The 24,640-nt window shown below is 64.0% G+C and carries 24 protein-coding genes and 1 tRNA gene; 16 read left to right on the top strand and 9 right to left on the bottom strand.

From position 1 onward, the window contains the following. The first annotated feature begins 39 nt into the window (after nt 1-39). Genes LWF01_RS08000 through LWF01_RS07990 form a run of 3 tightly spaced genes read left to right on the top strand, consistent with a single transcriptional unit; the run spans nt 40 to nt 3,553 of the window. Complete coding sequence (locus LWF01_RS08000; RefSeq protein WP_349640510.1) at nt 40-1,326, top strand: acetyl-CoA C-acetyltransferase; 1,287 nt, start codon at nt 40-42, stop codon at nt 1,324-1,326. Next, nucleotides 1,323-2,663 carry a 3-oxoacyl-ACP reductase gene (locus LWF01_RS07995; RefSeq protein WP_349640509.1) on the top strand — a complete coding sequence of 447 codons (1,341 nt, stop codon included), beginning with the start codon at nt 1,323-1,325 and terminating at the stop codon, nt 2,661-2,663. Before LWF01_RS08000 ends, LWF01_RS07995 begins: the two co-directional genes overlap by 4 nt. Next, nucleotides 2,660-3,553 (top strand): MaoC family dehydratase, encoded by an 894-nt coding sequence (locus LWF01_RS07990; protein ID WP_349640508.1) that lies wholly within the window; start codon nt 2,660-2,662, stop codon nt 3,551-3,553. Before LWF01_RS07995 ends, LWF01_RS07990 begins: the two co-directional genes overlap by 4 nt. A 79-nt stretch (nt 3,554-3,632) precedes the next feature. Here LWF01_RS07990 and LWF01_RS07985 read toward each other — a convergent pair whose 3' ends face one another. After that, nucleotides 3,633-4,139 (bottom strand): GNAT family N-acetyltransferase, encoded by a 507-nt coding sequence (locus tag LWF01_RS07985; protein WP_349640507.1) that lies wholly within the window; start codon nt 4,137-4,139, stop codon nt 3,633-3,635. Between the two features lie 103 nt (nt 4,140-4,242). On the opposite strand from LWF01_RS07985, the gene LWF01_RS07980 reads away from it, so the two are divergent. Then, nucleotides 4,243-4,716 (top strand): DUF4442 domain-containing protein, encoded by a 474-nt coding sequence (locus LWF01_RS07980; protein WP_349640506.1) that lies wholly within the window; start codon nt 4,243-4,245, stop codon nt 4,714-4,716. Between the two features lie 3 nt (nt 4,717-4,719). On the opposite strand, the gene LWF01_RS07975 is transcribed toward LWF01_RS07980, so the two are convergent. Together LWF01_RS07975 and LWF01_RS07970 are read right to left on the bottom strand one after the other, a co-directional pair. Further along, on the bottom strand, nt 4,720-6,432 hold the full coding sequence (locus LWF01_RS07975; protein ID WP_349640505.1) for a multicopper oxidase family protein: 1,713 nt from the start codon (nt 6,430-6,432) through the stop codon (nt 4,720-4,722). Beyond that, a complete protein-coding gene (locus LWF01_RS07970; RefSeq protein ID WP_349640504.1) occupies nt 6,429-6,827 on the bottom strand; it encodes a hypothetical protein in 399 nt (132 codons plus the stop codon). Before LWF01_RS07970 ends, LWF01_RS07975 begins: the two co-directional genes overlap by 4 nt. A gap of 3 nt (nt 6,828-6,830) precedes the next feature. Between LWF01_RS07970 and LWF01_RS07965 the strand changes: the two genes are divergently transcribed. Then, complete coding sequence (locus tag LWF01_RS07965; protein ID WP_349640503.1) at nt 6,831-7,211, top strand: hypothetical protein; 381 nt, start codon at nt 6,831-6,833, stop codon at nt 7,209-7,211. Nucleotides 7,212-7,443: 232 nt separating this feature from the next. Here LWF01_RS07965 and LWF01_RS07960 read toward each other — a convergent pair whose 3' ends face one another. Further along, on the bottom strand, nt 7,444-8,106 hold the full coding sequence (locus LWF01_RS07960; protein WP_349640502.1) for a response regulator: 663 nt from the start codon (nt 8,104-8,106) through the stop codon (nt 7,444-7,446). Next, nucleotides 8,103-9,338 carry a sensor histidine kinase gene (locus LWF01_RS07955; protein WP_349640501.1) on the bottom strand — a complete coding sequence of 412 codons (1,236 nt, stop codon included), beginning with the start codon at nt 9,336-9,338 and terminating at the stop codon, nt 8,103-8,105. Before LWF01_RS07955 ends, LWF01_RS07960 begins: the two co-directional genes overlap by 4 nt. 229 nt (nt 9,339-9,567) lie before the next feature. Between LWF01_RS07955 and LWF01_RS07950 the strand changes: the two genes are divergently transcribed. Together LWF01_RS07950 and metE are read left to right on the top strand one after the other, a co-directional pair. Continuing rightward, nucleotides 9,568-10,491 (top strand): methylenetetrahydrofolate reductase, encoded by a 924-nt coding sequence (locus LWF01_RS07950; RefSeq protein ID WP_349640500.1) that lies wholly within the window; start codon nt 9,568-9,570, stop codon nt 10,489-10,491. Between the two features lie 38 nt (nt 10,492-10,529). Next, a complete protein-coding gene (gene metE, locus LWF01_RS07945; RefSeq protein ID WP_349640499.1) occupies nt 10,530-12,866 on the top strand; it encodes a 5-methyltetrahydropteroyltriglutamate--homocysteine S-methyltransferase in 2,337 nt (778 codons plus the stop codon). A gap of 97 nt (nt 12,867-12,963) precedes the next feature. Here metE and LWF01_RS07940 read toward each other — a convergent pair whose 3' ends face one another. Next, nucleotides 12,964-14,307 carry a M20/M25/M40 family metallo-hydrolase gene (locus LWF01_RS07940; RefSeq protein WP_349640498.1) on the bottom strand — a complete coding sequence of 448 codons (1,344 nt, stop codon included), beginning with the start codon at nt 14,305-14,307 and terminating at the stop codon, nt 12,964-12,966. 151 nt (nt 14,308-14,458) lie between these two features. Between LWF01_RS07940 and LWF01_RS07935 the strand changes: the two genes are divergently transcribed. From LWF01_RS07935 to LWF01_RS07900, 8 genes are all read left to right on the top strand, one after another. Next, nucleotides 14,459-14,547, top strand: a tRNA-Leu gene (locus LWF01_RS07935). Between the two features lie 263 nt (nt 14,548-14,810). Further along, on the top strand, nt 14,811-15,422 hold the full coding sequence (locus tag LWF01_RS07930; protein ID WP_349640497.1) for a type IV toxin-antitoxin system AbiEi family antitoxin domain-containing protein: 612 nt from the start codon (nt 14,811-14,813) through the stop codon (nt 15,420-15,422). Continuing rightward, entirely contained in the window at nt 15,419-16,213 is a 795-nt protein-coding gene (locus LWF01_RS07925) for a nucleotidyl transferase AbiEii/AbiGii toxin family protein (protein WP_349640496.1), read from the top strand. The genes LWF01_RS07930 and LWF01_RS07925 overlap by 4 nt, the downstream gene beginning before the upstream one ends. 203 nt (nt 16,214-16,416) lie before the next feature. Continuing rightward, nucleotides 16,417-18,612: a heavy metal translocating P-type ATPase gene (locus tag LWF01_RS07920; protein ID WP_349640495.1), complete on the top strand. Its 2,196-nt coding sequence runs from the start codon at nt 16,417-16,419 to the stop codon at nt 18,610-18,612. Between the two features lie 50 nt (nt 18,613-18,662). Further along, the gene (locus tag LWF01_RS07915) at nt 18,663-19,118 is read left to right on the top strand and encodes a DUF6153 family protein (RefSeq protein ID WP_349640494.1); all 456 of its coding nucleotides are present in this window, start codon (nt 18,663-18,665) and stop codon (nt 19,116-19,118) included. Between the two features lie 92 nt (nt 19,119-19,210). Further along, entirely contained in the window at nt 19,211-19,819 is a 609-nt protein-coding gene (locus tag LWF01_RS07910; RefSeq protein ID WP_349640493.1) for a DUF305 domain-containing protein, read from the top strand. A 97-nt stretch (nt 19,820-19,916) separates the two neighbouring features. Next, nucleotides 19,917-20,279, top strand: a complete 363-nt coding sequence (locus tag LWF01_RS07905; RefSeq protein WP_349640492.1) for an ArsR/SmtB family transcription factor — start codon at nt 19,917-19,919, stop codon at nt 20,277-20,279. After that, nucleotides 20,276-21,340, top strand: coding sequence for a cation diffusion facilitator family transporter (locus LWF01_RS07900; RefSeq protein ID WP_349640491.1), 1,065 nt, complete (start codon nt 20,276-20,278; stop codon nt 21,338-21,340). The genes LWF01_RS07905 and LWF01_RS07900 overlap by 4 nt, the downstream gene beginning before the upstream one ends. Nucleotides 21,341-21,343: 3 nt before the next feature. Here LWF01_RS07900 and LWF01_RS07895 read toward each other — a convergent pair whose 3' ends face one another. Further along, nucleotides 21,344-21,988 carry a cation efflux transmembrane domain-containing protein gene (locus LWF01_RS07895; protein ID WP_349640490.1) on the bottom strand — a complete coding sequence of 215 codons (645 nt, stop codon included), beginning with the start codon at nt 21,986-21,988 and terminating at the stop codon, nt 21,344-21,346. Beyond that, entirely contained in the window at nt 21,981-22,316 is a 336-nt protein-coding gene (locus LWF01_RS07890) for an ArsR/SmtB family transcription factor (protein WP_349640489.1), read from the bottom strand. The genes LWF01_RS07895 and LWF01_RS07890 overlap by 8 nt, the downstream gene beginning before the upstream one ends. A gap of 150 nt (nt 22,317-22,466) precedes the next feature. Between LWF01_RS07890 and LWF01_RS07885 the strand changes: the two genes are divergently transcribed. Beyond that, complete coding sequence (locus tag LWF01_RS07885) at nt 22,467-23,162, top strand: CYTH domain-containing protein (RefSeq protein ID WP_349640488.1); 696 nt, start codon at nt 22,467-22,469, stop codon at nt 23,160-23,162. A gap of 119 nt (nt 23,163-23,281) precedes the next feature. Here the strand turns inward: LWF01_RS07885 and LWF01_RS07880 are convergent, their stop codons facing one another. Then, a complete protein-coding gene (locus LWF01_RS07880) occupies nt 23,282-24,595 on the bottom strand; it encodes an MFS transporter (protein ID WP_432762016.1) in 1,314 nt (437 codons plus the stop codon). Between the last annotated feature and the right edge of the window lie 45 nt (nt 24,596-24,640).

Here is a 24,640-nt window from a genome sequence, read left to right as displayed (position 1 = left end):
TGGGCATTTCTGACACGTCAACCATTTCAGGGAGAACACATGAGCAGCGAGACGCGCGCCGTCATCGTCGGCGGTAACCGCACGCCGTTCGCCAGGGCAGGGAAGCACTACGCAGAGGCGAGCAACCAGGACCTGCTCACGGCTGCCATCGACGGCCTGGTCGCCCGCTACGGCCTGCAGGGCCAGCGGATTGGGGAAGTCGCCGCGGGCGCTGTGCTCAAGCACTCCCGTGACTTCAATCTGACCCGAGAGGCGGTGCTGGGTTCCGCGCTCTCGGCGGAGACTCCCGCCTATGACCTGCAGCAGGCCTGCGCAACCGGTCTGGAAACCGTCGCCGGCCTGGCTAACAAGATCAAACTCGGGCAGATCGAATCGGGAATCGCTGGCGGTGTGGACTCCGCCTCGGACGCGCCGATCGCCGTTAGCGAAGGCCTGCGTGCAGTGCTGCTCAAACTTTCCCGCGCCCGATCCACAAAGGACAAGCTCGGCGCACTCTCGGCACTCCGCCCACAGCACCTCGCGCCATCCGCACCGAACACTGCCGAGCCACGCACCGGGCTCTCGATGGGAGAGCACCAGGCGATCACGACTGCCGAGTGGGGAATCAGCCGGGCAGCGCAGGACGAGCTTGCCGCGGCAAGTCACCACAATCTGGCCGCGGCCTACGATGCCGGGTTCTTCGACGACCTGGTGACGCCGTACCTCGGTCTGGCCAGGGACGCCAACCTGCGCGCCGACACCAGCATCGAGAAGCTCGCGAAGCTTCAGCCGGTTTTCGGCACAGGGCTGTCCACCCCTGCCACCATGACTGCCGGTAATTCCACCCCGCTCTCAGATGGCGCTTCGACGGTATTGCTCGGCTCGGAAGAGTGGGCCACCAGGAATGGGCTGCCGATCCTGGCTCACTTCGTCGATTCCGAGGCGGCGGCCGTTGACTTCGTGCATGGAAAGGACGGCTTGCTGATGGCCCCGGCGTTTGCAGTGCCGCGGCTCCTGGCCCGCAACAAGCTCAGCTTTGCCGACTTCGACTTCTTCGAAATCCATGAGGCATTCGCGGGCACCGTGCTTGCCTCACTTGCCGCCTGGGAGAGCGAGGAATTCTGCTCAACCCGACTCGGTCTGGACAAGGCGCTCGGCCCGATCGACCGCAGCAAGCTCAACGTCAACGGGTCGTCGCTTGCCGCGGGACACCCTTTCGCGGCAACCGGCGGACGAATCGTGGCCTCGCTGGCAAAGCTGCTGCGGCAAACAGGAAAGCGACGCGGGCTGATCTCAGTCTGCGCGGCTGGCGGCCAGGGCGTCACGGCGATCGTGGAGGCGGCATGACCGACAAGTATCTGCAACTGGTTAACGCTGGTCCGACGAGGAACGTCGCGAAGAAGCTTGGGCTTCCCCGGCCCGCACCGCTGCGTCGATACGCAACCGGCGATCCTCTCGTCACCAAACCTGTGCTCGTGCTCGGCGACAGCGCGGAGTCGGACGCGGTGTCGACGTCGTTGCTGTCCTGGGATGTCGAGGTGCATCGGCACGCTTTGGCCGACGAGCAACTTTCAGCCATCGTCGTGCTGCTCGACGAGCTGAGCCACCCGGACCAGCTGGCCGGACATGTTCTGGAGGCCGGCGCAGCGCTGCGGGATCTGGCGCCAGGGGGCCAGGTGGTCACGATCTCCCGGCCAGGCACTGACGGGGACGCCCCGGCGGTCGCCGCGGCCAGGCAGGGCGTCGAGGGTTTTCTCCGGTCACTCGCACACGAGCTGCGCGCTGGTTCGACGGCCAACGGGATCCAGCTTGCCGACGGGGTACCCCCGTCCTCGGTTGGCGCGCAGGGAGCCTTGCGGTTCCTGCTCTCCGGCCGCTCGGCCTTCGTCGACGGACAATTTCTGCTCGTTGGCGATGAAACCGGCGCGATTCCTGCCGATTGGCACCACCCGTTGGCCGGCAGGGTCGCGGTGGTCACCGGCGCCGCGCGAGGCATCGGGGCCGAGATTGCCCGGACGCTGACCCGCGACGGCGCCAAGGTTGTCGCCGTGGACGTTCCGGCCGCGGGCCAGGCACTTGCCGCGGTTGCCAACGAGGTCCATGGCACCGCACTGCAGTTGGACATCACCCGGGACGACGCCGGCGAGCAGATACTCAGACACTGTGTCGATCGGCATGGCCGGCTGGACATCGTTGTGCACAATGCGGGGATCACCCGGGACAAACTGCTGGCGAACATGGATGCCGACCGCTGGAACTCGGTTATCGGTGTCAATATTTCTGCTCAGCTGAAGATCAACGAGGTCCTGCTGGGTTCGGAGTACTTCACCGATTCACCGCGGATAGTGTCGCTAGCCTCTACCAGCGGAATCGCCGGTAATCGCGGCCAGACCAACTATGCCGCATCGAAAGCCGGTGTGATCGGCATGACTCGGGCGACGGCACCACTGATCGCGGAACATGGCGGCACGATAAACGCCGTCGCTCCGGGTTTCATCGAAACCGAGATGACAGCGCGAATTCCTTTTGCCACCCGCGAGGTGGCTCGCAGACTCAATAGCCTGCAGCAGGGTGGACTTCCGGTGGACGTCGCCGAAGCAATCGCGTTTCTGGCTGCTCCGCAGGCGGGCGGCATCAACGGGCAGTTTCTTCGGGTCTGCGGACAGAACCTGGTGGGAGCATGAGTTCCGAAGCCGCCCTGCAGGAGATGCCGAAGCTTCCCGCCCTCTACGCACGCGGTGTCCGGCTTGCGGCGGGGCGCAAACTGAGGAGCTCAGCGCCGGCGCTGACTCTGCCAGAGGCCGTGCACACAGTGCACGGTGTCCGCGCCGATTCCGCCCGGCTGACCGCATACCAACGCTTGCTGCGGGTACCGGTCAACGACTCGATGCCTGCTGGATTCTTGCATGCTGAGGCATTTCCGCTGGCCATGAGCGTGCTGACTCGCGCCGACTTCCCGCTGCCGGTGCTCGGCATGGTGCATATCAGCAACAGTATTGAGGTCCGGCGGACGATTTCGGCGACCGAGGTGCTGGACTTCCGGGCCTGGGTTTCCGATCTCCGGCCGCACCACCGAGGCACAACCGTTGACGTGCATGCCGAGGTGCGCAGCGCCGGGGAGACTGTGTGGTCCGGAGTTTCCAACTACCTGGCGAAGGGCATTCGCCTTCCGGACCCGGCTGCGCCGAAGCGCCCCGAAGAGCGATTCAGGCCGCCGCAACCAACGGCGGTCTGGCGACTGGGAGCCGATGCCGGCCGCAGTTACGCCTCCGTGTCCGGAGACTACAATCCGATCCATCTGAACCCGCTCGCGGCCAAGGCGCTGGGATTCCCTCGAGCTATCGCCCACGGAATGTACCTGGCTGCCCGGGCCGAGGCTTCGCTCGGGACGGCGAAGCCCGAGGCCTACACCTGGGACGTGTCGTTCCAGGCGCCGGTGCTACTGCCCTCGATGGTGAGTTTCCGCGCCGATGTCGACGCTCAGGGCGGCGCCAGCTATGTCGGTTGGGACTCCCGCAGTGGACGACGACACTTCCACGGCGCGATCACCCCACTGCCGGCGGTCAGCGACTGAGATTGAGGGCCCGGCGAAGATCTTGGATTCGCACTGGGCCGTTGTCGAGCTGCTCAGTTGTCGAGCCGCAGAGAACTGTCTAGAGGTCGCGCACGCTCCAGACAAGTTCTCCGCGATCGTCCCATGTGCTGTGGCGGCGTTCGAAACCAAGTTTGTCCAGCACCCGGAAGGAAGCAGCGTTCCAGGCTCGCACCGTGGACCATAGCCGGCGGCGGTGGGTGGCGATGGCTGCATCCAGGATCGCGGCCGCAGCCTCGGTCGCATAGCCCTTGCGGTGCGCGTGGCGGAACAATTCATAGGCGATTTCCGGTTCTTCCCAGCTGGAACGCCCCACAATAAGGCCGCAGTACCCGATGAAGTCACCTTCCGCCCGACGCCGGATGGTCAGCAGCGAAATTCCGCTTTCATCGGCCCGGTTTCGCAGGTCGCGGAGTTTGGCACGGGCGGCTTTGACGGTTGGCCGGGTGGCGCCACGTTCGGCGAGCAGTTGCCGGTACCAGACCGCATCGTCGACCTCCCACATGCTCAGGGTGAGCCGCTCGGTCTGCAAAGCGAATGACATGGGGATGATGCAGGGTGTTGGCACGGCCACCTCCTCGAGTCGCGCCTGCTGTACGCGGCATAGCAAACAGCGTAACAATTTGCCATCCCGACGAAACCATAAGTTACTGGCGGGTAACATAGGCGCTATGCAAATTTCCTCCCGTCGTCTCAAGCGGCTGATGAACGTGTGGCCGCCCTTTATCGGTGCAGGCATCAGGGTGCAAAGCATCAGCGATGATTTCACCAGCGCACTAGTGCGGATGAGGCTGACAAAACTGAACCGGAACTATGTCGGCACGCATTTCGGCGGTTCGCTTTCGGCGATGACTGACCCGTTCTTCATGATGCTGGCACTTCAGCAATTCGGTCGTGATTACGTCGTGTGGGACAAGGCTGCGGAGATCGAGTTCGTTGCGCCGGGCAGGAGCACCGTCTACGCCCACTTCGAGCTGCCCGCCAGTGCCGTCAACGAGATCCGGCAGGCGACCGAGGATGGCAGCAAGGCGCTGCCATGGTTCGACGTGGATATCACCGCGGAAGACGGATCGATGATCGCGCGGGTCCGTCGCCAGCTCTATGTGCGCCGCAAGCCGGCCAGAGTCGGGCAATCGGTCTTTTGAGGGTCAGACGACGTCGACATTGGCCATCATCGCCATGTCTTCGTGTTCGAGGTTGTGGCAGTGCAGCATGTAGCGGCCCTCGAACTTGGTGAATTTCACCAGCACCTCCGTCACTCCGTAGGGCGTGACGTTCACCGTGTCCTTCCAACCCGCGTCGGCAGGGGCCGGTTCGCGCCCGTCCCGGGTGAGTACCTGGAAGTGGCCCAGGTGCAGGTGAACCGGATGATTGAAGTCGCTGGTGAGCCTCCAGAGTTCAACCGTGTCCCGCTCAACCCTGGTGCCGGCCGCGCTCGGATCAAAGGCCTCACCGTTGATGACCCACATTCGCTCAGCGGTCATCCGAAAGTCGAACAGCCTCGTTTTCTGTGCGTCCTGGCGGCGCAGTTGCTCGAAGTCCTTCACCAACACGTCCGGTAGTTCGCTTCGGTCGTCCTTCGCCTCGTCGATAATGAACTTCATTACTTTCCCGCTGTCGCCCGTGGCCAGGGTGTTTTCCAGCACGACCTCGGTGCCCACCGGAAATGTGCCGAAGTCGACGACCACGTCAAAACGCTCGGCGGGTGACATCGGCACGGAATCGAGCCGCTGCGGCCGGGCCAGCAGCCCGGCGTCGCTGCCGATCTGGCTGATCGGGACGCTTTCGCCGTTGACGCTCAACGTCAGGTCGTACTGCCGGGCATTGGAAGCATTGAGCAGGCGGAGCCGATGCCGGGTGTTGGATACTTTGGCGACCGGCCACGGCACTCCGTTCACCAGGATGACGTCACCCAGCACGCCGTCCATGTAGTCGTCCTGGACCCCGGATAGTTCCGTGAGCGTCGGGTCGAGGGCGGGGTAGGCGAACTGGCCGTCGGCATCGAACGACCGGTCGCAGATCACCAGAAGGAGTTCCTGATCTGCTGTGGGCAGATTGAGTGCCTCTTCCTCGGCATCCCGGATCAGGAACGAGCCAACCAGGCCCTTCCACACCTGCGGGGCGGAGAAGTCCATTCGGTGATCGTGGTACCAGAGCGTCGACGCCGCCTGGTCACATGCGTAGTGGTAGTCCTTGGCCACCCGGTGCAGCGTCCAGATCTTCGGATCGGGCTCGGCTGGAGCGTCTGTGGGGTGCTGATGCGCGGAACTGCCGTCCTGCTGTCCTTGCACCTGCGCGCGTTTGTGCATGGCGAGCATGGCCGCATCGACGCGGCCCTTGAATCGGGTAGGCACCAGGAGATCAGTGGGGTAGCCGTCCGATTCCGGGGCGACGACGCCGCCGTGCAAATGCGTCGATGTCGGCACTGCAAGCTCGTTGCTGACCCGGACGACGATCGGCTCGCCACGCCGGGCCTCAATGGTTGGCCCGGGAAACGTGCCGTCGTAACCCCAGATCGTGGTGGCAAAGCCGGGAACGATCTCGACGTCTGCCTCCCTTTGGGTAAGCGTGTACCGCGTCTTGCCATCCTGGATTCCGTCCGGCGTGAGCACGGCCGGGAGGGGCAGCGCGATTGAGAATGGCTGGGGGAGGTCTATCTGGCTCTTGAGCACCTTGCCGGTCTGTCCGGATACACCCTGCTTTGGCGCAAATGCCGTCGAGCAGCCGGCCAGGCCGCCGGCTACGGTGACGCCAATTCCGGCCGTGATGCCGAGGCCGAGCAATCGCCGCCGGGATAGCGAACCAGACGGCCCGGTCTGAATGCCGAGTCGTGCTGAGCCTACGCTGCTGGCCGGGGTCACCGGGACGCCTCGCGCAGCTCTGAGCGGCCTGGTCTTCGGTTGTACGGCGTGCGCCAGACCAGTGCGCAGACCACAGCGGCAACGCTGATCACCGTGACGCCGAAAAAGATGTGCACTCCGACCAGACGTACGTAACCGAAAATTTCCTGAACGAAGGTCGCGAGCCAGAGTAGTCCGGTACTCGGGAATGGCCAGAGCGGTCCGCGAGACACGAAGTAAAACAAACCCGCCAATGCGAAGCCGATGAAGGCAAGCACCGTGATGAAGAAGGCGTTCACCCCGTGGATGGAGAGCAGGCCCACGCTGCCGGAGACGAATCCCGCCGCCAGGGCAGCCTGCAGGGCCAGCAGGACCATCAGCAAAGTCAGGTCAATCCGAAGGCTCCACAACAACACGCTGTGCTTCCGGCGGCGTGGAACGGTGGCGCCCGGCTGGTACGTTGTGGCGCCTGGCTGGAAGGCCGGGGCGGCCCCGCGGGACTGTACGGCTGGGCCGGCTCCGACAGGCTGGAAGGCTGGGCCGGCCCCGTCAGGCTGGAAAGCCGGGTCAATGGCGTCAGCCTGAAAGGCTGGGGTGTCCCCGCCCGGCTGGAAGGCTGGGCCGGCCCCGCCAGGCTGGAAAGCCGGGTCAATGGCGTCAGCCTGAAAGGCTGGGATGTCCCCGCGGGACTGTGGGGCTGGGGTGGCCCCGCCAGGCTGGAAAGCCGGGTCGGACCCAGGGCCGACGCCCGGCCGATGGCCGTCCAATGGCACATGGGGTGCAGAACTGGGACTCGGTGATACCGCTGGCATGCGTGCAACACTGCCAGCCTGGAAGTGCCCGGCACATCGCCCCAGGGGTGACACTTCGGCTACTCCGCTGGTAGCGCTCGGCTGATGCCACCCCTGCCTGGCGGCCCGGGATTCAGGCTCGGTGACCTGCAATCTAGCTCGGTGACCGGGCATTTCAGGCTCGGTGACCCAGCCGGTCAGGCTCGGTGACCCAGCCGGTCAGGCCCGGTGACCCGGCATTTCAGGTTCGCCAACCGGGCTCGACCAGACCACTTTCGTAAGCCAGCACGACGAGCTGCGCGCGGTCGCGTGAGCCGAGTTTCGTCATCACCCGGCTGACGTGGGTCTTAGCCGTCGCCGGACTCAGTACGAGGCGTTCGGCGATCTCGGTGTTACTCAGTCCTTCTGCCACCAGGATGAGCACCTCTCGCTCCCGGTCGGTCAGCTCGCGCAGCCGCGGCGGCAACGGCGCCCTGCGTTTCTTGTTCGCGATCTCGGCGATCAGCCTCTTCGTCACCGACGGCGCCAGCAAGGCCTCGCCTCCGACAGCAACATGTATGGCACGGATCAGGTCCTCCGGCTCGGTGTCCTTGAGCAAGAAGCCGCTCGCGCCGGCGGCCAGGGCGCGGTAGACATACTCGTCGGCGTCGAAGGTGGTCAGAATGATGATCCGGGTTGTGCCATCGCCGGTCTCGCCGATCGTTTCGGTCGCCTCAAGGCCGTCCATTCCTGGCATCTGAATGTCCATCAGGACGACGTCCGGGCGCTCGGCGCGCACCACCTCGACCGCCTCAGCACCGGTGGCCGCCTCGCCAACGATGCTCAGCCCGGCCTCGACTTCCAGGATCGAGCGGAACCCGGCCCGGACCAGATGCTGATCGTCGGCCAGAACTATCCGGATCATCGTCCTGCCTTCTTATCGGTAGCCGTCGTGCGAGTCGGCCGCTGCTCGCTAGCTATCGGGATCGTGAGCGATGCCCGAATGCCGGAGGGTGTTGCGTTTGCGAAGTCGACCGAACCCTGCAGAAGCCGGGCACGCTCCATCATGCCGCGGATTCCGTTTCCCGGCAGCACTCTGCCGCCCCTGCCATTGTCTTCGACGACGCACCGCAACAGACGGCCCTCAACTTCCAGGCGAACCTGTGCCTTCGACGCGGCTGAATGCCGGATCACATTTGCCAGCGACTCCTGGCAGAACCGGTACACGGCGCGCGCCGCCTCTGGGGCGACCTCGATATCGCTAGGCACCTCGAGCGAGATATCGATGCCCGAGGACGCAAAGTCTTCGACCAGTGCGGGAAGGTCCTCGATGCCGGCGGCTGGCCGGAGTCGCGGATCCGATCTGTTGCCGGCCGAGCCGGCATTCAGCTCAGCCGATCGCAGCATGCCAAGAACCGACCGCGTCTCGGTAAGAGTTGTTTTGCTGGCATCCCGGATGACTTGCAGTGCCTGCTGACTCCGCTCCGGGTCGCCACGTCGCAGGGCGGCTGTGGCCTGCACGTTGATCAGCGATATCCGGTGCGCGATGACGTCGTGGATCTCGCGCGCAATTCGGAGTCTCTCGGCATCTGTCGCTTCCTTCTCCGCACGCCTGACCAGCTCCGTCCTGTTATTCACGATCACGCCGACGGCGATGATTGCGACCAACCAGCCTTCCAGCAGCATCACCTCGAGATTGGACAGATGACGGACCGGGCCGAGCTCACCGAGCAGCACAATGCCGAATTCGGCGATGGCGAACAACGCCGCGACGACGTATCTGCCGTGCCGGGCCAGCACGAACAGCGAGAACACGAATGCGATCAGCAATGGACCGTCGACGGCGCTGAGCGGGTAGTAAACGGCGGAGGCAAGCAAACTCAGCGCGGTCGCCGGGATCGGGTGCCGCCGAGCGAGGAACATCGCCGTGCAGGCGGCCAGTACCAGCGCCGCTGCCGGTAGCTCGCGTCCTCGAGCCGGCGCCACTTCGACCCAGCTGACGGCCGTCGTGACGATGATGGCGAGGGTCAGCGCGCCAGCGACAACGTGGTGCACAAGCCGCTGTCGGCTGGCAAGCCTCGCACGCCAGACGCGAAGCACAGAGCTCCGGCCACGCATGGCCGGCAGCTGGGCCTCCCGTCTACCGCGCTCCGTCATGCCACACACCTTACGCAATCCGTGCGAGTCCTTTGTTACGCAATATGGCGGACCGGTCGCGGCGGCGGCGACTCCGGACCTAGGTTGGTCAGAAGTAGAAGGTAGTTCATGTGTCGGCGACCCTTGTTAAAGGGTGTGGGTGCCCCGGGTGCGGGCTCGACATTGCTGCCGGCCGGCGCTATCCGCCGGCTCATCCGCTCTGTCCTCAAGTCTGGTCGAAGGACACCTCATGCTGATCCATGCTCCTGCACCTACAACTAATCCCGTCGCATTGTCCTATGAGCTGCACCCGCCGCGGTCCGCCGAGGCTGCGGCAAACCTCGCCACGACGATCTCACACCTCGAAGACACCTCGCCGGACTATGTCGCTGTCACGTACGGCGCCAACGGCAGTAATCAGGACTCGGCCTTCGAGCTGTTGAGCCGGCTGCTGCGGGAAACGACTATCCGGCCGCTTGCCCATCTGACCTGCGTCGGCACTCCGACGGGGCGGTTGCGCGGCATCGTCGATGAACTGCTCGACGTCGGTGTCCGGGGGATCCTGGCGCTGCGCGGCGATATACCAGCAGACGCCAGCTGGCCGCCGGATGACGGTCTGCGATACGCCACCGAACTGGTGCAGTTGATCAGGGACGTCGAGAACCAGCGCACGGCCCGGCTCGCCGGCGGCAGGGTCTCGGTCGGAGTTGCCGCATATCCGACCAAGCACCCGGAATCGCCGACGCATAGTCACGATGTCGAGGTGCTCCTGGCCAAGCAGCAGGCCGGCGCGGATTTCGCGATCACCCAGGTGTTCTTTCACCCAGGCCAATACGTTGACCTGGTGGCCGAGGCACGACGGGCGGGTGTGACTATCCCGATCATCCCCGGCGTGATGCCGCTGACCAATGCGCGGCGGATCGGGAAGCTCAGCGAGCTGGCCGGGGTGAATCCGCCTACCGGGCTGCAAGCCAGGTTGGATGCCGCGACGTCCCAGAGCGAGAGGCTCAGAATTGGCGTCGCTGCAACCGTAGACCTGATCAGGGCCACCCTTGAAGCCGGCGCACCAGGCCTCCATCTCTACACATTCAATCACCACGTCTCCGCCCTGGCGGTCCTTGACGATCTTGAGTTGCCGCGACCGTCCCGGCGCGCCGAGCCGGCACTCGCCTGAACCGTTCCGCATCCAGCCACAACGAAGGAATATCGACCATGACGACGAACAACCAGTTTCCAGCCGCCACTATTCTCGGCTATCCGCGAATCGGGCCCCGGCGCGAGTTGAAGAAGGCGGTCGAGAGCTTCTGGGCCGGGAACACATCGAGCGAGCAGTTGGAAGAGACGGCGGCCGGTCTACGTCGGCAGACCGTCGCCCGGCTGAGCGAACTCGGGTTGAATTCGACTGACTCATCGATTCCCGGCTCGTTCTCGTACTACGACCAGGTACTCGATGCCGCCGTCGCGGTTGGTGCGATTCCGCGCCGGTTCTCCCACCTGGTGAATGCCGATGGGGGAGTGGACCTGGACGGCTACTTCACAATCGCACGTGGTGAGGGCGAGCTTCCGCCACTGGAAATGACCAAATGGTTCGATTCCAACTACCACTACCTCGTTCCGGAAATCGGCCCGGAAACCGACTTCGCCGTCGGCTCGGACCGGAGTGTCCGGGAGTTCCGTGAAGCACTCGATGCCGGCTACCGCACCCGGCCGGTCCTGGTCGGTCCGGTGACCTTCCTGCTGCTCAGCAAGCCCAGCGATGAGTCGCCCGAAGGTTTCCGGCCGCTGAGCCGGCTGCACGACCTGTTGCCGGTCTACGCCGAGCTGTTGCGCCGGCTCGCCGACGCCGGCACCGAGTGGGTTCAGCTCGATGAGCCCGGCCTGGTTGCCGACTATTCAACCGTTTCGGCTGAGGAGGTCGCGCAGGCCGCCCGGGAGGCGTACGCGATGCTCGGCGACGGTGCCGCCCGGCCATCAATAGTTGTCGCCGCCCCGTACGGTGACCTGAATGATGCCCTGCCTGCGCTCGCGGCATCAAAGGTGGAAGCCCTGGCACTTGACCTGGTCCGCGGCGGTGTTCCGCGCGTCGATGCCGATACTCGGGCGGCACTGGCAGGCAAGACATTGATCGCAGGCGTCGTTGACGGGCATAACGTGTGGCGCACAGACCTCGCGGCGGCCGCGAAGTCCATTGCGTCCGTGGCCGAACTCGGCACCGCGGTATCGGTATCGACGTCGACCTCGCTGCTGCACGTGCCGCACAACCTTGAGGACGAAACGCTGCTTTCGCCAGAGTTGGCATCCTGGCTCGCCTTCGCCGATCAGAAAACTTCGGAGGTCGTCACCCTAGCCACCGCGCTGAGGGACGGCCGCGAGGCCGTCAGCGACGAATTCGAGGCCGCCACCAGGGCAATAGCTTCCCGTTCGGAATCAGAGCTGGTCCGGGCGGATGCCGTACGGCAGCGTGCCGCAGCGCTGAACGAAGATGATTTCAACCGGTCGTCGTTCGCCAGGCGCAGCGCCGCGCAAGCCGAGGCGCTGAACCTGCCCACACTGCCGACCACGACTATCGGATCCTTCCCGCAGACGTCCGAGGTGCGGCGGGCCCGATCGGAGTTCCGCAAGGAAGTAATCAGCGAAGCCGAGTATGAGGAGGCAATGCGGCGGGAGATCCGACGCGTCATCGACCTGCAGACCGAAATCGGTCTCGATGTACTGGTGCATGGCGAGCCGGAGCGCAATGACATGGTGCAGTACTTCGCGGAGAACCTCGAGGGCTTCGCGACGACCGAGCACGGCTGGGTCCAGTCCTACGGCAGCCGCTGCACGCGTCCGCCGATCCTGTTCGGGGATGTCAGCCGGGAGCGGCCGATAACGGTGCCATGGGCACGCTATGCGCAATCACTGACCGCGAAGCCGGTCAAGGGAATGCTCACCGGTCCGGTGACAATCCTGGCCTGGTCGTTCGTGCGGGATGACCAGCCGCTGGGGGAGACCGCCAATCAGGTGGCACTTGCGCTGCGGGACGAGGTCGCGGACCTGCAGGTCGCCGGGATAGGAATCATCCAGGTCGACGAGCCAGCGCTCCGAGAGCTGTTGCCGCTGCGAGTTGCGGATCAGGCCGGTTATCTGGAGTGGTCGGTGAAGTCGTTCCGTCTGGCGACGTCAGGGGTGCAGGATGTCACCCAGATTCATACCCATCTCTGCTACTCGGAGTTCGGTGAGGTGCTGGAGGCTATCGACGGCTTGAACGCCGATGTCACCAGCATCGAGGCGGCCCGGTCCAGGATGGAGATCCTGGCGGATATCGATGGTTCGGGCTTTGCCCGCGGCATCGGCCCGGGAGTTTATGACATCCACTCACCGCGGGTTCCGACGACCGAGGAGATCGACGGGCTGCTGACCACGGCGCTGCGGCACGTGAACACGAATCAGCTCTGGGTCAACCCGGACTGCGGATTGAAGACCCGGGGGTACGCGGAGGTGGAGCAGTCGCTGAAGAACCTCACCGCCGCCGCCCTGCGCAGGCGGGAGGCATTGGTCAACGTCTGATAGCCGGGCTGCGAACCGAAACAGGCGACGACGGACCTAGCGGCCGTCGTCGCCTGCTGTCGCTTGCCGGGCTCAGGCGCCCAGTGGCTCGCCGGGCTCAGGCGCCCAACAGGAAGCGGTTCAGCACCCGGGTGCCGAACTTCAGCGCATCGACCGGCACACGCTCGTCGACTCCGTGGAACATCGCCGGGAAATCGAGGTCGTTTGAGAGCTTGAGCGGCGCGAATCCATAACCGGTGATACCCAGCTTGCTGAGCGACTTGTTGTCGGTTCCGCCTGAGAGGTTGTACGGAAGCACCTTTGCCCCCGGATCTTCCGCGAGCAGGGAGCTGACCATGTTGTCGACCAGCGCCCCGGAGAAGTCGGTTTCCAGTGCGACGTCCTGGTGCAGCATCTCGATGTCGATCTGCGCGCCGGCCAGCTCGCGGATCGTGTCGAGAACGTGCTCGTCCTGGCCCGGGAGGGTGCGGCAATCGATCAGGGCTTCGGCGGCGCCGGGGATGACGTTGTGCTTGTATCCGGCCTTGAGCAGTGTCGGGTTTGACGTATTCTGCAGCGTGGCGCCGACGAACCGGGCGACCGAACCGAGCTCGTTCAGCAGATCGTCGGTGGTTTCCGGGGTGAATTCCAGGCCGGTGATCTCCGCAACGCCTTCGAGCAGTTCGCGGACAGCGGGCGTGATTTCGCGGGGCCACTTATAGGCTCCGATCCGGCCGACCGCTGCGGCGAGCCTGGTGACCGGGTTATCGTCGTTGATCTGCGAGCCGTGTCCGGCTGAGCCACGGGCGATCAGCTTGATCCAGGCGATGCCCTTTTCGGCTGTCTGCACGAGATACGTCCGCTGGCCGCGCAGGTCGACCGAATAGCCGCCGACTTCGGAGACCGCTTCCGTGGCGCCGTCGAAGAGCTCAGGATGATTGCGAACCGCCCACTGAGCTCCCATTTTTCCGCCGGCCTCCTCGTCGGCGAAGAAGGCGATGATCAGGTCACGCCGGGGCTTGACGCCCGAGCGGGCCAACTCGCGGACATTGGCGAGGATCATCGCGTCCATGTCCTTCATGTCAACCGCGCCCCGGCCCCAGATCAGGCCGTCCTTCTCCTCGGCGGAGAACGGGTCAACGCTCCACTCGGAGGCATCGGCGGGGACGACATCGGTGTGGCCGTGTACGACGAGAGCCGGAGCCGATGGATCAGTGCCCGGAATCCGGGTGAAAATGCTGGTACGTCCCGGGACGGATTCAAGTACGGTGCTTTCGAGGCCCACCTCATCGAACAGGTCGCCGATGTATTCGGCCGCCTTCCGCTCGCCGGGCCCGGAGTCATCCCCGAAGTTCGAGGTGTCTATCCGGATCAGGTCCTGGCAGATCCGGACTACTTCACGTTCGGCGGCCGATTCCGGCTGCGCCGAGTCTGAGGGTGCATAAGGGTCAGACACGTTCATACTTCTCCTCGAAAGACGGTGTGCGTTGTTTCACCGTACCGGTGCGGCCAGGGCGACCGTGTGGCGTGCGTCCAATTGTGTATCTGCAGTAAGCTTCTGTTAGAGTAAATGTCGCTCCGGTACGCCGTTTCAGGTGTCCGGAGAGTGTTTTGTCCGGGTGGCGGAAATGGCAGACGCGCTAGCTTGAGGTGCTAGTGCCCGTATTAGGGCGTGGGGGTTCAAGTCCCCCCTCGGACACCACGGTCGGTTACGCAGTTCAGGTGAACCGTAACCGGCGCAGAATCTGGAATGGCCTCGGAAATATCCGAGGCTTTTCCGTTTAAGACCCGGGTTGATTCAACCCGCGGGTACTGTGTTGAGACAGTGCGACAGGGCCCCAGCCAATGGCTGGGGCCCTGTCCTTTGCCGTTTCGGGATCGTGACCTTGCCGACGACGCAGTTTGTATGCATAAAATTACCTAATGAGATCGTAGTTGCATACACATGGCCGGAGGAAAGCACCCATGCGTGCTGTCACTCAGTTCGTCGCTCGTCAGCCGCTCGGCACCATCAAGGCACGCGACCTTGCTTCCCTCTACGCGAATCCTGCCAGGGATGTTCGGCGGCTACAAAAGCTAGGGTTATTGCACCGATTGGCGCACGGATACTACTGTGCTGTGCCCGCTCAATATGATCCGGAAACCTGGCAGCCCTCGATAGAGGCGGCGGCAGTGGGCATCGCTACGGCAATTCACGGCGAGCGCGTGCCCATCCTGGAGGGCTTGAGTGCTGCGAGGATGCACCGCGCCTTGCCGAGGGCAGTCGCAACAGCATGGGTCGCCACTCCCGCACAACACCGTTCGATTCGTTTAGCGGATCGACCAGGGGAGGTGCGGTTTGCCAAGAGAGATGTTGCTGCGCTCGACGCCATACTTATCGAAACCGACCTCGGTCCGGCCTTGGCGACAACGCCAGAGCAAACCGTCTTGGATCTGGCAAAGAGGGGCCCGGACACTACGTTGACGGATGAAGCGATCCGAGCACTCCTACCCAGATGCGACGTGGAGAGAATGACGGAAATCGCGGATGCTCAATGGATGAAGGCCACACTCGAGCGCCTGAGGGAGTATCAATGACGCCGCGCAGTGTCAGGCCGGCTTCCAGTCCACTGCTCAGCGAACTGGAAGCCGTTGCCCAAGGCTTCGGTGTCTCGATGGACCAGGCGCAGCGTGATCATTTGATCTCACATCTGCTGGCGGCGATAGCGGCGTCTGTTGCCAGCGACGTCATATTCTTCGGAGGGACGGCGCTCTCGCGGACCTATTTGGCCGACGCACGACTTAGTGAAGACATCGACTTGATTGCCATCACAGACCGCAAGATAGTCGCACAGAAGATCGAAAATGGAGTAGCACGGCAGTTGGCCCGCAGTCATGGCCAGGTCACCTGGCAACCTGCCCTTGGCTTGACGAAGGGGTCAGAGCCATCGATCATAACGGCGGGAGGCAGGCTGTCAGTACGTATTCAGCTTCTTCACTCGAAGGGATATCCCGACTGGCCAAGCCAGATAACGAGCATTGAACAAAGATATTCAGACGTGCCTTCGATTAACTTGCGCGTCCCGACCTCTGATGCGTTTGCTGCGGCTAAACTTTCAGCCTGGATTGATCGTCGCGCAGCCCGCGACCTTTACGATCTGTGGGCGCTGAGTGAACGAAGCCTGATCACGTCAGCGGCATTTGAGCTGTTTCGCAAGCACGGCCAGTTCGGCGCGTCGTTGCCGCGCTGGGTACTTAAGACGCCACCCACTGAGGGCGAGTGGGAGTTGGCGCTGGCACATCAGACCCGACTTACCGTGTCTTCGGGAGAAGCTCTCACCCGCGTACGGTCCGCCTGGGCTTCCGCAGCCAAACCCGACGTATCCTGACCTACTGTCCACCTTCGTCGGGTGCTCTGCCGAGTGCCTAGCAATGGAACCAGCGTTCCGTACTCGCTAGCACAACCACTAAGCCCCAAAGTTCGTCAAGCCCATGCATTAGGAAGGGCCCTTCGTCATCCCGATCTTCGCCGCCAAATATTCCCGCGGTCGACCTCTTGACTAATACCCCCGTGGGGTATAACTTCTTGACCATGAGCGATTCTCATCACGATCACAGCGGGCATGGCGCCCGGGAACTGGCACACGCTGGTCAGGCATCCTCTGGGGATCATCCGGGCCACGCCGACCAGGCCGGTCACGCCGACCACCAGCACCCCGCCGGGGGAGTAGGTCACAGCCACGAGGATCACGCCGGGCATGGGGGACATGCGGGTCACGGCGATCACGTCGGACAGTTTCGCCGGCTGTTCTGGATCATGTTGGCCATTTCGATTCCAACCGTGCTGCTCAGCGAGATGTTTGCCGGGATTCTCGGCTACTCGCTGCCTGACGTTCCCGGCATCGCCTGGGTTTCGCCGGTGCTGGGCACCGTGATGTATGTCTGGGGCGGTAAGCCCTTCCTGACCGGTGCGGTAAGTGAAATCAGGGCGTTGAAGCCCGGGATGATGTTGCTTATCGGTCTGGCGATCACCGTCGCATTCTTCGCGTCGTGGGGCGCGAGCCTGGGAGTCATCGCCCACCATCTGGACTTCTGGTGGGAACTGGCGCTCCTGGTCGTCATCATGCTTTTGGGTCACTGGATCGAGATGCGTTCCCTGGCGCAAACCTCTTCCGCATTGGAGTCACTGGCTGCGCTTCTGCCGGACGAGGCAGAACGGATCGATGGCGACTCGGTAACGACGGTCCCTCCGTCCGCCCTCGTAGTCAGCGATGTGGTGATTGTTCGGCCCGGTGGACGCATTCCGGCCGATGGCACCGTAATCGATGGGACCGCCGATGTAGACGAATCAATGATCACCGGGGAATCTCAGCCGGTGCGCCGACAGCCGGGTGACAATGTCGTCGCCGGAACGGTGGCTACGGATACCGCGATTCGGGTGCAAGTCACAGCCATCGGAGACGACACGGCGCTGGCGGGTATCCAGCGCCTGGTGATGGCGGCGCAGAGCTCCTCAACGCACGCTCAGCGGCTGGCCGACAAGGCGGCAGCGTGGCTCTTCTGGTTTGCCCTCGTTGCGGCAGTCATCACTTTCGCTACCTGGTCGTTGCTCGGTGTTCCCGAGGATGCGCTGATCCGAACAATCACTGTGCTGGTGATCGCCTGCCCGCACGCCCTCGGGCTGGCAATCCCGCTGGTGGTTTCCATCGCCACCGAACGCGCCGCCAAGGGTGGCGTGCTGATCAAGGACCGGATGGCGCTGGAAACCATGCGCCGAATCGACACCGTTCTCTTCGACAAGACCGGAACCTTGACCAAGGGAGAGCCTGCAGTGACGCGGGTTGCGTCGGTACAGCAACACCACGATGACGAGGTATTGGCCCTGGCCGCCGCCGCGGAAGCCGATAGCGAGCATCCGCTGGCACGCGCCATCGTGGCAGCCGCGCACCGCCGCGGCATAACGGTGCCGAAGGCGACCGGCTTCAAGGCCTCAACCGCGGTAGGAGTGTCCGCGACCGTCGAGGGAGCGAGGATCAGTGTCGGTGGTCCCGGCATGCTGGATGCCAGCGGGGCCGACGAACTGCCGTTAGTCGAAGCCTGGCGCGCCGAGGGCGAGATAATCCTTCACGTTCTCGCTGATTCAACGGTCATCGGGGCGATCGGGCTGGCGGACGAGGTACGGGAAGAATCACGACAGGCAGTGGAGGCGCTGCACGCCCTGAATATTCGGGTGGTGATGATCACCGGGGACGCGGAAGCCGTTGCTCAGTCCGTGGCCAGTGACCTTGGTATCGACCAGGTATTCGCCGGCGTCAAACCGGCCGACAAAGGTGAGAAAGTTGCCGAGTTGCAGCAGCAGGGGCGCAGGGTGGTCATGGTCGGCGACGGTGTCAATGACGCGCCGGCCCTCGCGCAGGCCGATGTCGGCCTGGCAATTGGCGCAGGCACGGACGTGGCCATTGCGTCGGCCGAGGTAATTCTGGCCAGCGATGACCCGCGGTCCGTGCTGTCAGTCATCGAGCTGTCCCGGGCGAGCTACCGGAAGATGAAGCAGAATCTGTGGTGGGCAGCCGGCTACAACCTGCTGTCAGTGCCACTGGCAGCAGGCATCCTCGCGCCAGTCGGCTTCGTCCTTCCGATGGCTGTCGGCGCCATGCTGATGTCGGTTTCCACCGTCGTCGTGGCGCTCAACGCCCAATTGCTCCGCAGGTTGGACCTGCGCCCAGAGGCCAGCACGCAGGCAGTTCTGAGTTCGGCTCCAGTGCAGCGCGAACAGGTTCCCGCCTAGCGGGGATTTCAGGCTGGAAGACGAGTCGAGGCAGAGGGAGGAATCAGGAGATGCAAGCCGCTTTCTCCGGTAGGCAGCGCCCGCGCGACGTGCTGGCTCCGGTCGCCTGGCTCTTTGGTATCGCCGCCCTGATCGTCGGCGTTCTGGCCATGCATGTCTGGGTCGGCGGGCACGGCCACCAGGCGGTAGCGACGCCGGGGATCCCGGCCGCGGCGCCGGATAGTGGATCCGCCGGCCACCACGCTGCCGGCTCGGCCGCGGCATCCGGCAGCGGAGCGGAATCCACGAGTCATTGCGCGGGAACTGGCTGCGGCGGCCACGACGTGACCGTCGCAGCTGCCTGCATTCTCGCGCTTGTCCTGCTCACCCTGATCTCAGTACGAAAACTCCCATCCGCGTGGTTGCTGCCGCGGCATTTGCGCAGCCTCTTCCGGGCGCCACTCCCGCCGACATCGCGGCGCCGGCCGCCGAGATCGCTCGCGGAGCTGTCCATCTTGCGCTGTTAAACACCTTCGCGCCCGGTCTCGGGCACGCCACTTAGTTCTCAGTCCGCTCGGCGGATACCGAGCGCGCTCCAGCTAAGCACGAAGGAAACACCATGAAGACCAAACGCATGTCCCTTATCGCTAGTACTCTTGCCATCGCCGCACTCGCCCTGGCGGGTTGCGCCGGAACCGACTCCGGATCGACGGGACACCATGACTCCGGCTCTAGCAGCCAGGAGTCGTCCGCCGATCATAACGATGCGGACGTTACATTCGCGCAGATGATGATTCCGCACCACAGCCAGGCCGTGGAAATGAGCGACATGGTCCTCGCCAAGGACGGCCTACGTCCGGAAGTTCGCGACCTGGCTGAGCGGATCAAGGCGGCTCAGGGCCCGGAAATCACCACGATGGCCGGATGGCTCGAGGAGTGGGGTGCGGCGGCGACCCCCGAAGGCAAGCACGGCATGGAGCACGGCGGCCCTGGCATGGACGGGATGATGTCTGAGGACGGTATGAAGGCTTTGGATGCCGCCGACGCTGAGTCAGCGTCGAGGCTCTTCCTCGAGCAGATGATCAAGCACCACGAGGGAGCGGTCGACATGGCCAAGACCGAGCGACAGTCGGGCTCCAACCCCGAGGCACTCAAACTCGCCGACAAGGTGATCTCCAGCCAGGAGGAGGAGATCGCCGAGATACGCAAACTCCTCGGCCAGAACTAACACCGGACTGCGTTCTGCTTGGGGCGGCACGTGATGCCGCCCCAAGCAGTGTGGGCTGTCAAATCCCACTTGGGGCGCGTCGTGTAATAATCTGCGTATGAATGCAGATAGTGAGATATGTGGGCGGCGGCCGGACAGCCAGTACGTCGAACTTGCCGTCGAGGTGTTTGCGATGTTGGCGGACGCCACCCGGGTGCGAATTATCCTGGCGTTACGGGATGAAGAACTATCGGTGAATCATCTGGCCGATGCCCTGGGCAAGCCGGCACCAGCGGTGTCTCAGCACCTGGCAAAGCTCAGGTTGGCTCGCATTGTGTCGACCCGGCAGGACGGTACCCGGGTGTTCTACCGGCTGGCCAATGAACACGCACGGCAGCTGGTTACCGACGCGATCTTCCAGGCCGAGCACAGTCTGGGCGGGGTTCCGCGCCATCACCACTCAGAGCTGAACAAGCCGTGAATGATGCGCCGCACGGGCTGAATCGGCCGGGGCATACCCACGATGACGATGACGTCCACGGCCATCCACATGCCCATCATCACAGCGATCCCCACGAGCACGCCGGGCACGTACACTCGCATCCGGCGGGCTGGAAGGGATTCCTGTACGGCCTGTTTGTGCCGCACAGTCATGATGCGTCGGATTCGATCGATGATGCGTTGGAGGCCAGCAGCCAGGGCATTCGCGCGGTAAAGATCAGCCTGATTGGACTGGGGGTCACAGCGCTAGTTCAGGCCGTCATCGTCTTGATCAGCGGGTCGGTGGCGTTGCTGGCGGACACTGTACATAATTTCTCGGACGCCCTCACCGCTGTACCGCTATGGATCGCATTCGTCCTTGGACGACGCGCCGCAAACCGCCGTTACACCTACGGGTTCGGCCGCGCGGAAGACCTCGCGGGCCTGTTCATCGTCGCGATGATCGCACTATCGGCAGTCGTCGCCGCCGTCGAATCCGTCCGGCGGCTGGTCGATCCGCAGCCGGTTGAGAACCTGGGCTGGGTGCTTGCCGCCGGCCTGATTGGTTTCGGCGGAAATGAACTCGTCGCCGTGTACCGGATCAGAATCGGACGCAATATCGGATCAGCGGCATTGGTCGCCGACGGCGTTCATGCCCGAACCGACGGATTTACCTCACTGGTGGTGGTGTTCGGCGTGATTGGCGTGTGGCTCGGATTCCCCATCGCCGATCCTGTGGTTGGCCTGCTCATCTCCGCCGCGATCGTCGTTCTGTTGTGGGGCACGGCTCGGGACGTCGGCCGCCGTCTGCTGGACGCGGTCGATCCCGAGCTGGTCGACCGCGCCGAGAGACTGGTGCGCGCCACTTCGGGCGTGCAGGATGTCGGCGAGCTGCGCCTCCGCTGGATAGGCCATCGGCTAAGCGTTCAGTCGTCCGTTGTCACAGAGGCAGGAATGACCGTGGCCGACTTCGGCCCGATCCGCCACGACGTGGACATGGCATTACGCCGCGGCCTTCCCGGCGTCGGGAACGTCAGTATCACGCCGATCTCGACGGTGTAACTGTTACCTCGATGCCGGTGCGCAGCAGGCGTCGCCCCGCCACGCGTCCACGCCTTCCTTCAGTGCGAACGCGGCGATTATCAGCGCCGCAACTGGGTCGGCCCAGGCCCAGCCGAATAGGCTGTTGACCAACAGCCCGGCGAGCAAGACGCCGGACAGATAAGCGCAGAGCAGCGTCTGCTTCGAATCAGCTACCGCCGACGCGGAGCCGAGTTCCCTGCCGGTGCGTCGTTCGACCCAGCTCAGCGTTGGCATAATCGCCAGGCTCACGGCGGCGAGCACGATGCCGACAACCGAGTGTTCGGGTTCTGTGTCGCCGAAGAGCGTCCGTACCGCATCGAGGGTGACGAAAAGTGCCAGCCCGAAGAACGAGACGGCAATCAGCCGCATCGCGATCCGCTCCCGGGAACCTGGATCCGGGCTGGCAAACTGCCACGCCACGGCTGCGGCAGACAGCACTTCCACGAGCGAATCCAGCCCGAAGGCGATCAGGGCCGCCGAGGACGCTGCCTGGCCGGCGATGAGTGCGACAACCGCCTCAACGATGTTGTAGCCAATCGTTGCGCCGACTACCCACCGCACCCGGCGCTCCAGGACGACGCGGCGCTCGCTAGCGACGGCAGCTACTCCTTCCCTGCGGTTACTCATTGCAGGCGCATCCGCTCTCGGCGCAGCAGTCCGGATCCACTGTCAGCACCAGCGACAACAGATCATTCAAACCCGCTGCGATCTCGGGCTCGGCAAGCCGGTACCAGGTGCGCCGCCCGTCCGGAACAGCAGACACCAGACCGCAGCCCCGAAGGCAGGCCAGCTGATTCGACATCACCTGGCGTGAGACGCCGAGCGCGTCGGCGAGATCGGACGGACGCGCTGGCGCAACGCGCAAGGCAAGCAGGATTTGCGCCCGGGTCTCATCTGACAGAGCGTGCCCGAACCGCACCAGGGCGGCAGTGTGCGAAAGAGTGGCGGATTGCATGCATCCAATAGTACATGCCTATCTGAATTCAGAATGCGCTGTACTCAGAGGCGACGGAGTTACGCCGGAGCGTGTCGGCCTTCGGCGCGGATACTTCGTATTCAGTGGTACGTTCTCAATGGCTGCCACGCAGGGAGGAATCAATCGACTATGTCCGACAGAGGCTTCGGCGATTTCGAGTTCGAACGGCGGTTCTATGTCCGGGAACTTCCACCCGAGGTAGTGCGTGAGCCGGATCCGGATCTGATTATCCAGAACTATTACATGGCCGAAGGCGGATACGCACTTCGATTGCGGGTCCAGGCGAGTTCGCTGACGCTTGATCCGGCGGACATGGGCAATGAGCTCGCCGCGCTCGACCAACACGCCGATGCCTTCGACTTCTGTGCGATGACGGTGAAGGGCCCGATGATCGGTGGCACCCGTTACGAGGCCGAACGTGAAATCGACGTGAACGTCGGGCTGAACATGATCCGGCTGGGCGAGGCCAGGATCATCAAGAACCGCTTTTCGCTATGGCTTGGTCAGGACGGCTGGGTCATCGATGTTTTCGCAAGCCGAAACCGTCCGCTCATCATTGCCGAATGCGAACGCGGCGGGCCGGTGACCGATCTCCGGATCCCCGACTTCTGCCTGACCGAAGTCACGGATGATCACCGGTTCTCAAACGAGGCGCTGGCGAATCGGCCGTTTGGCGCCTGGGCTGCCGAGTTCGAGCAGGAACTATCCCGAAACGGGCCGCGCTTCTTGCAGAACCTCGGCGAGAACGTCCTCGAGGGCGATCTTCGACGCCCGGAGCCGGGACGCCGCGCGCTCCGCACGCCGCGGCATCGCGGTCCTCAGTAGCGCCGCGACATCGCGAATCGGTGAGTCGCCGGGAGGCTTAGCAGCCGAGATGAGGGCTTTAAGTCTCCCGCTGGAACTCACCCCTCCCAGCCGAGGCAGAAGGCCTCTCCGCGGTAGCGCTACGGCACTGGGTTTTCGGCGTCATAGTGGCGGAAGGTGCGCTGGAACCGGACCAGCAGCGCGATGAGCGCGATGATCAGGATTCCGCCAAGTACCGGAGGAAGCCAAACCGCGAACAGCGCCGCGGTGACGCCAACATAGAAGTCGCCGACTCTGGGGCCACCGGTGACAACAACGGTGAATATTCCCTGCAGCCGCCCACGCATGTTGTCGGGGACCGCGGATTGCAGCAGAGTTGTCCGGAATATCGCGCTCACGTTGTCGGCGGCTCCCGTTCCCGCCAACATGATCGATGCGATCACAAGCGCCGTTGTGTGCGCTCCGTCGAACGACTCGGTGACATTGCCGGGCTCAAAGAACGTGGTGTACGCGAGCACCGCGCCGAAGCCGAGAATGAAAAGGCCGTAAACCGCAATCGCCCAGCCGATCGCTACCCCCTGGCGCCGGACATGGCCGAGCCGCCCGGATAGCAGACTGCTCAGCAGCGTGCCGACGGCTCCGGCCGCGGTCAGGATGCCAACCGTCACCGCACCACCGCCGATCAGCAGGGCGCCGACGGCGGGAAAGAGCGCGTGCGGGCGGCCGAACGTCATGGCAATGATGTCGACCACGAACGACATCCGGACGTTGGGCGCGCGCTTCAGAAAGCCGAGTCCGTAGCGGATCGATGCAAGTCCCGGTCGCTGCACCTCACCTTCCGGCCGGACGGGCGGCAGCGTGATGATGCCGAGGAACGCTGCGCTGAACAGCAGAACGTCCACGGTATAGGTCCAGCCGAAACCGATGCCGGCGACCAGCACGCCGGCCAGCGCAGGCCCTACCGTCACCATCGCACCGATAGCGATGCCGTTCAGCGCGGCCGCGGCCGGTAGCAGGTCAGTTGGCAGAAGTCGCGGCAGGATTGCCTGCCGAGATGTGCCGATTATGGTTGCCGCAACGGCATTCAACGCCGTCAGCAGGTACAGCGGCCAGACTGTGTCAATCTGCAGCCAGGCCGCCGCCGCTATCCCGAAGGTGGCTGCCCAGGCAACGCAGGCTGAGACCAGCGCCACCAATCGACGGTCGAAAGCGTCGGCGAGCATCCCGCCGTACAAACCGGCAAGGACCATCGGCACCAACGCGGTCGTGCCGACCATGGAAACAGCGAACGTCGAATGGGTCAGCTGGTAGACCTGCAGGCCGACCGCGACGACAGTCATCTGGCTGCCGATGCCCGCGATCGTGCTCCCGAGCCACAGCCGCGCGAAGGCCGGACTCCGGCGCAGCGGGGTGAGGTCGACGAAGTGGTGACGACGCGGGTCGGGTGCGGAAATCTGCCTGGCCTATCGGAGGGGAGTCAAGTGTGTCAGGTCTTAACA

Origin of the sequence: Saxibacter everestensis (genome assembly GCF_025787225.1) — a bacterium.
Classification (GTDB): Bacteria; Actinomycetota; Actinomycetes; order Actinomycetales; family Brevibacteriaceae; genus Saxibacter; species Saxibacter everestensis.
This window is presented reverse-complemented; position numbering and strand designations above follow the sequence as displayed.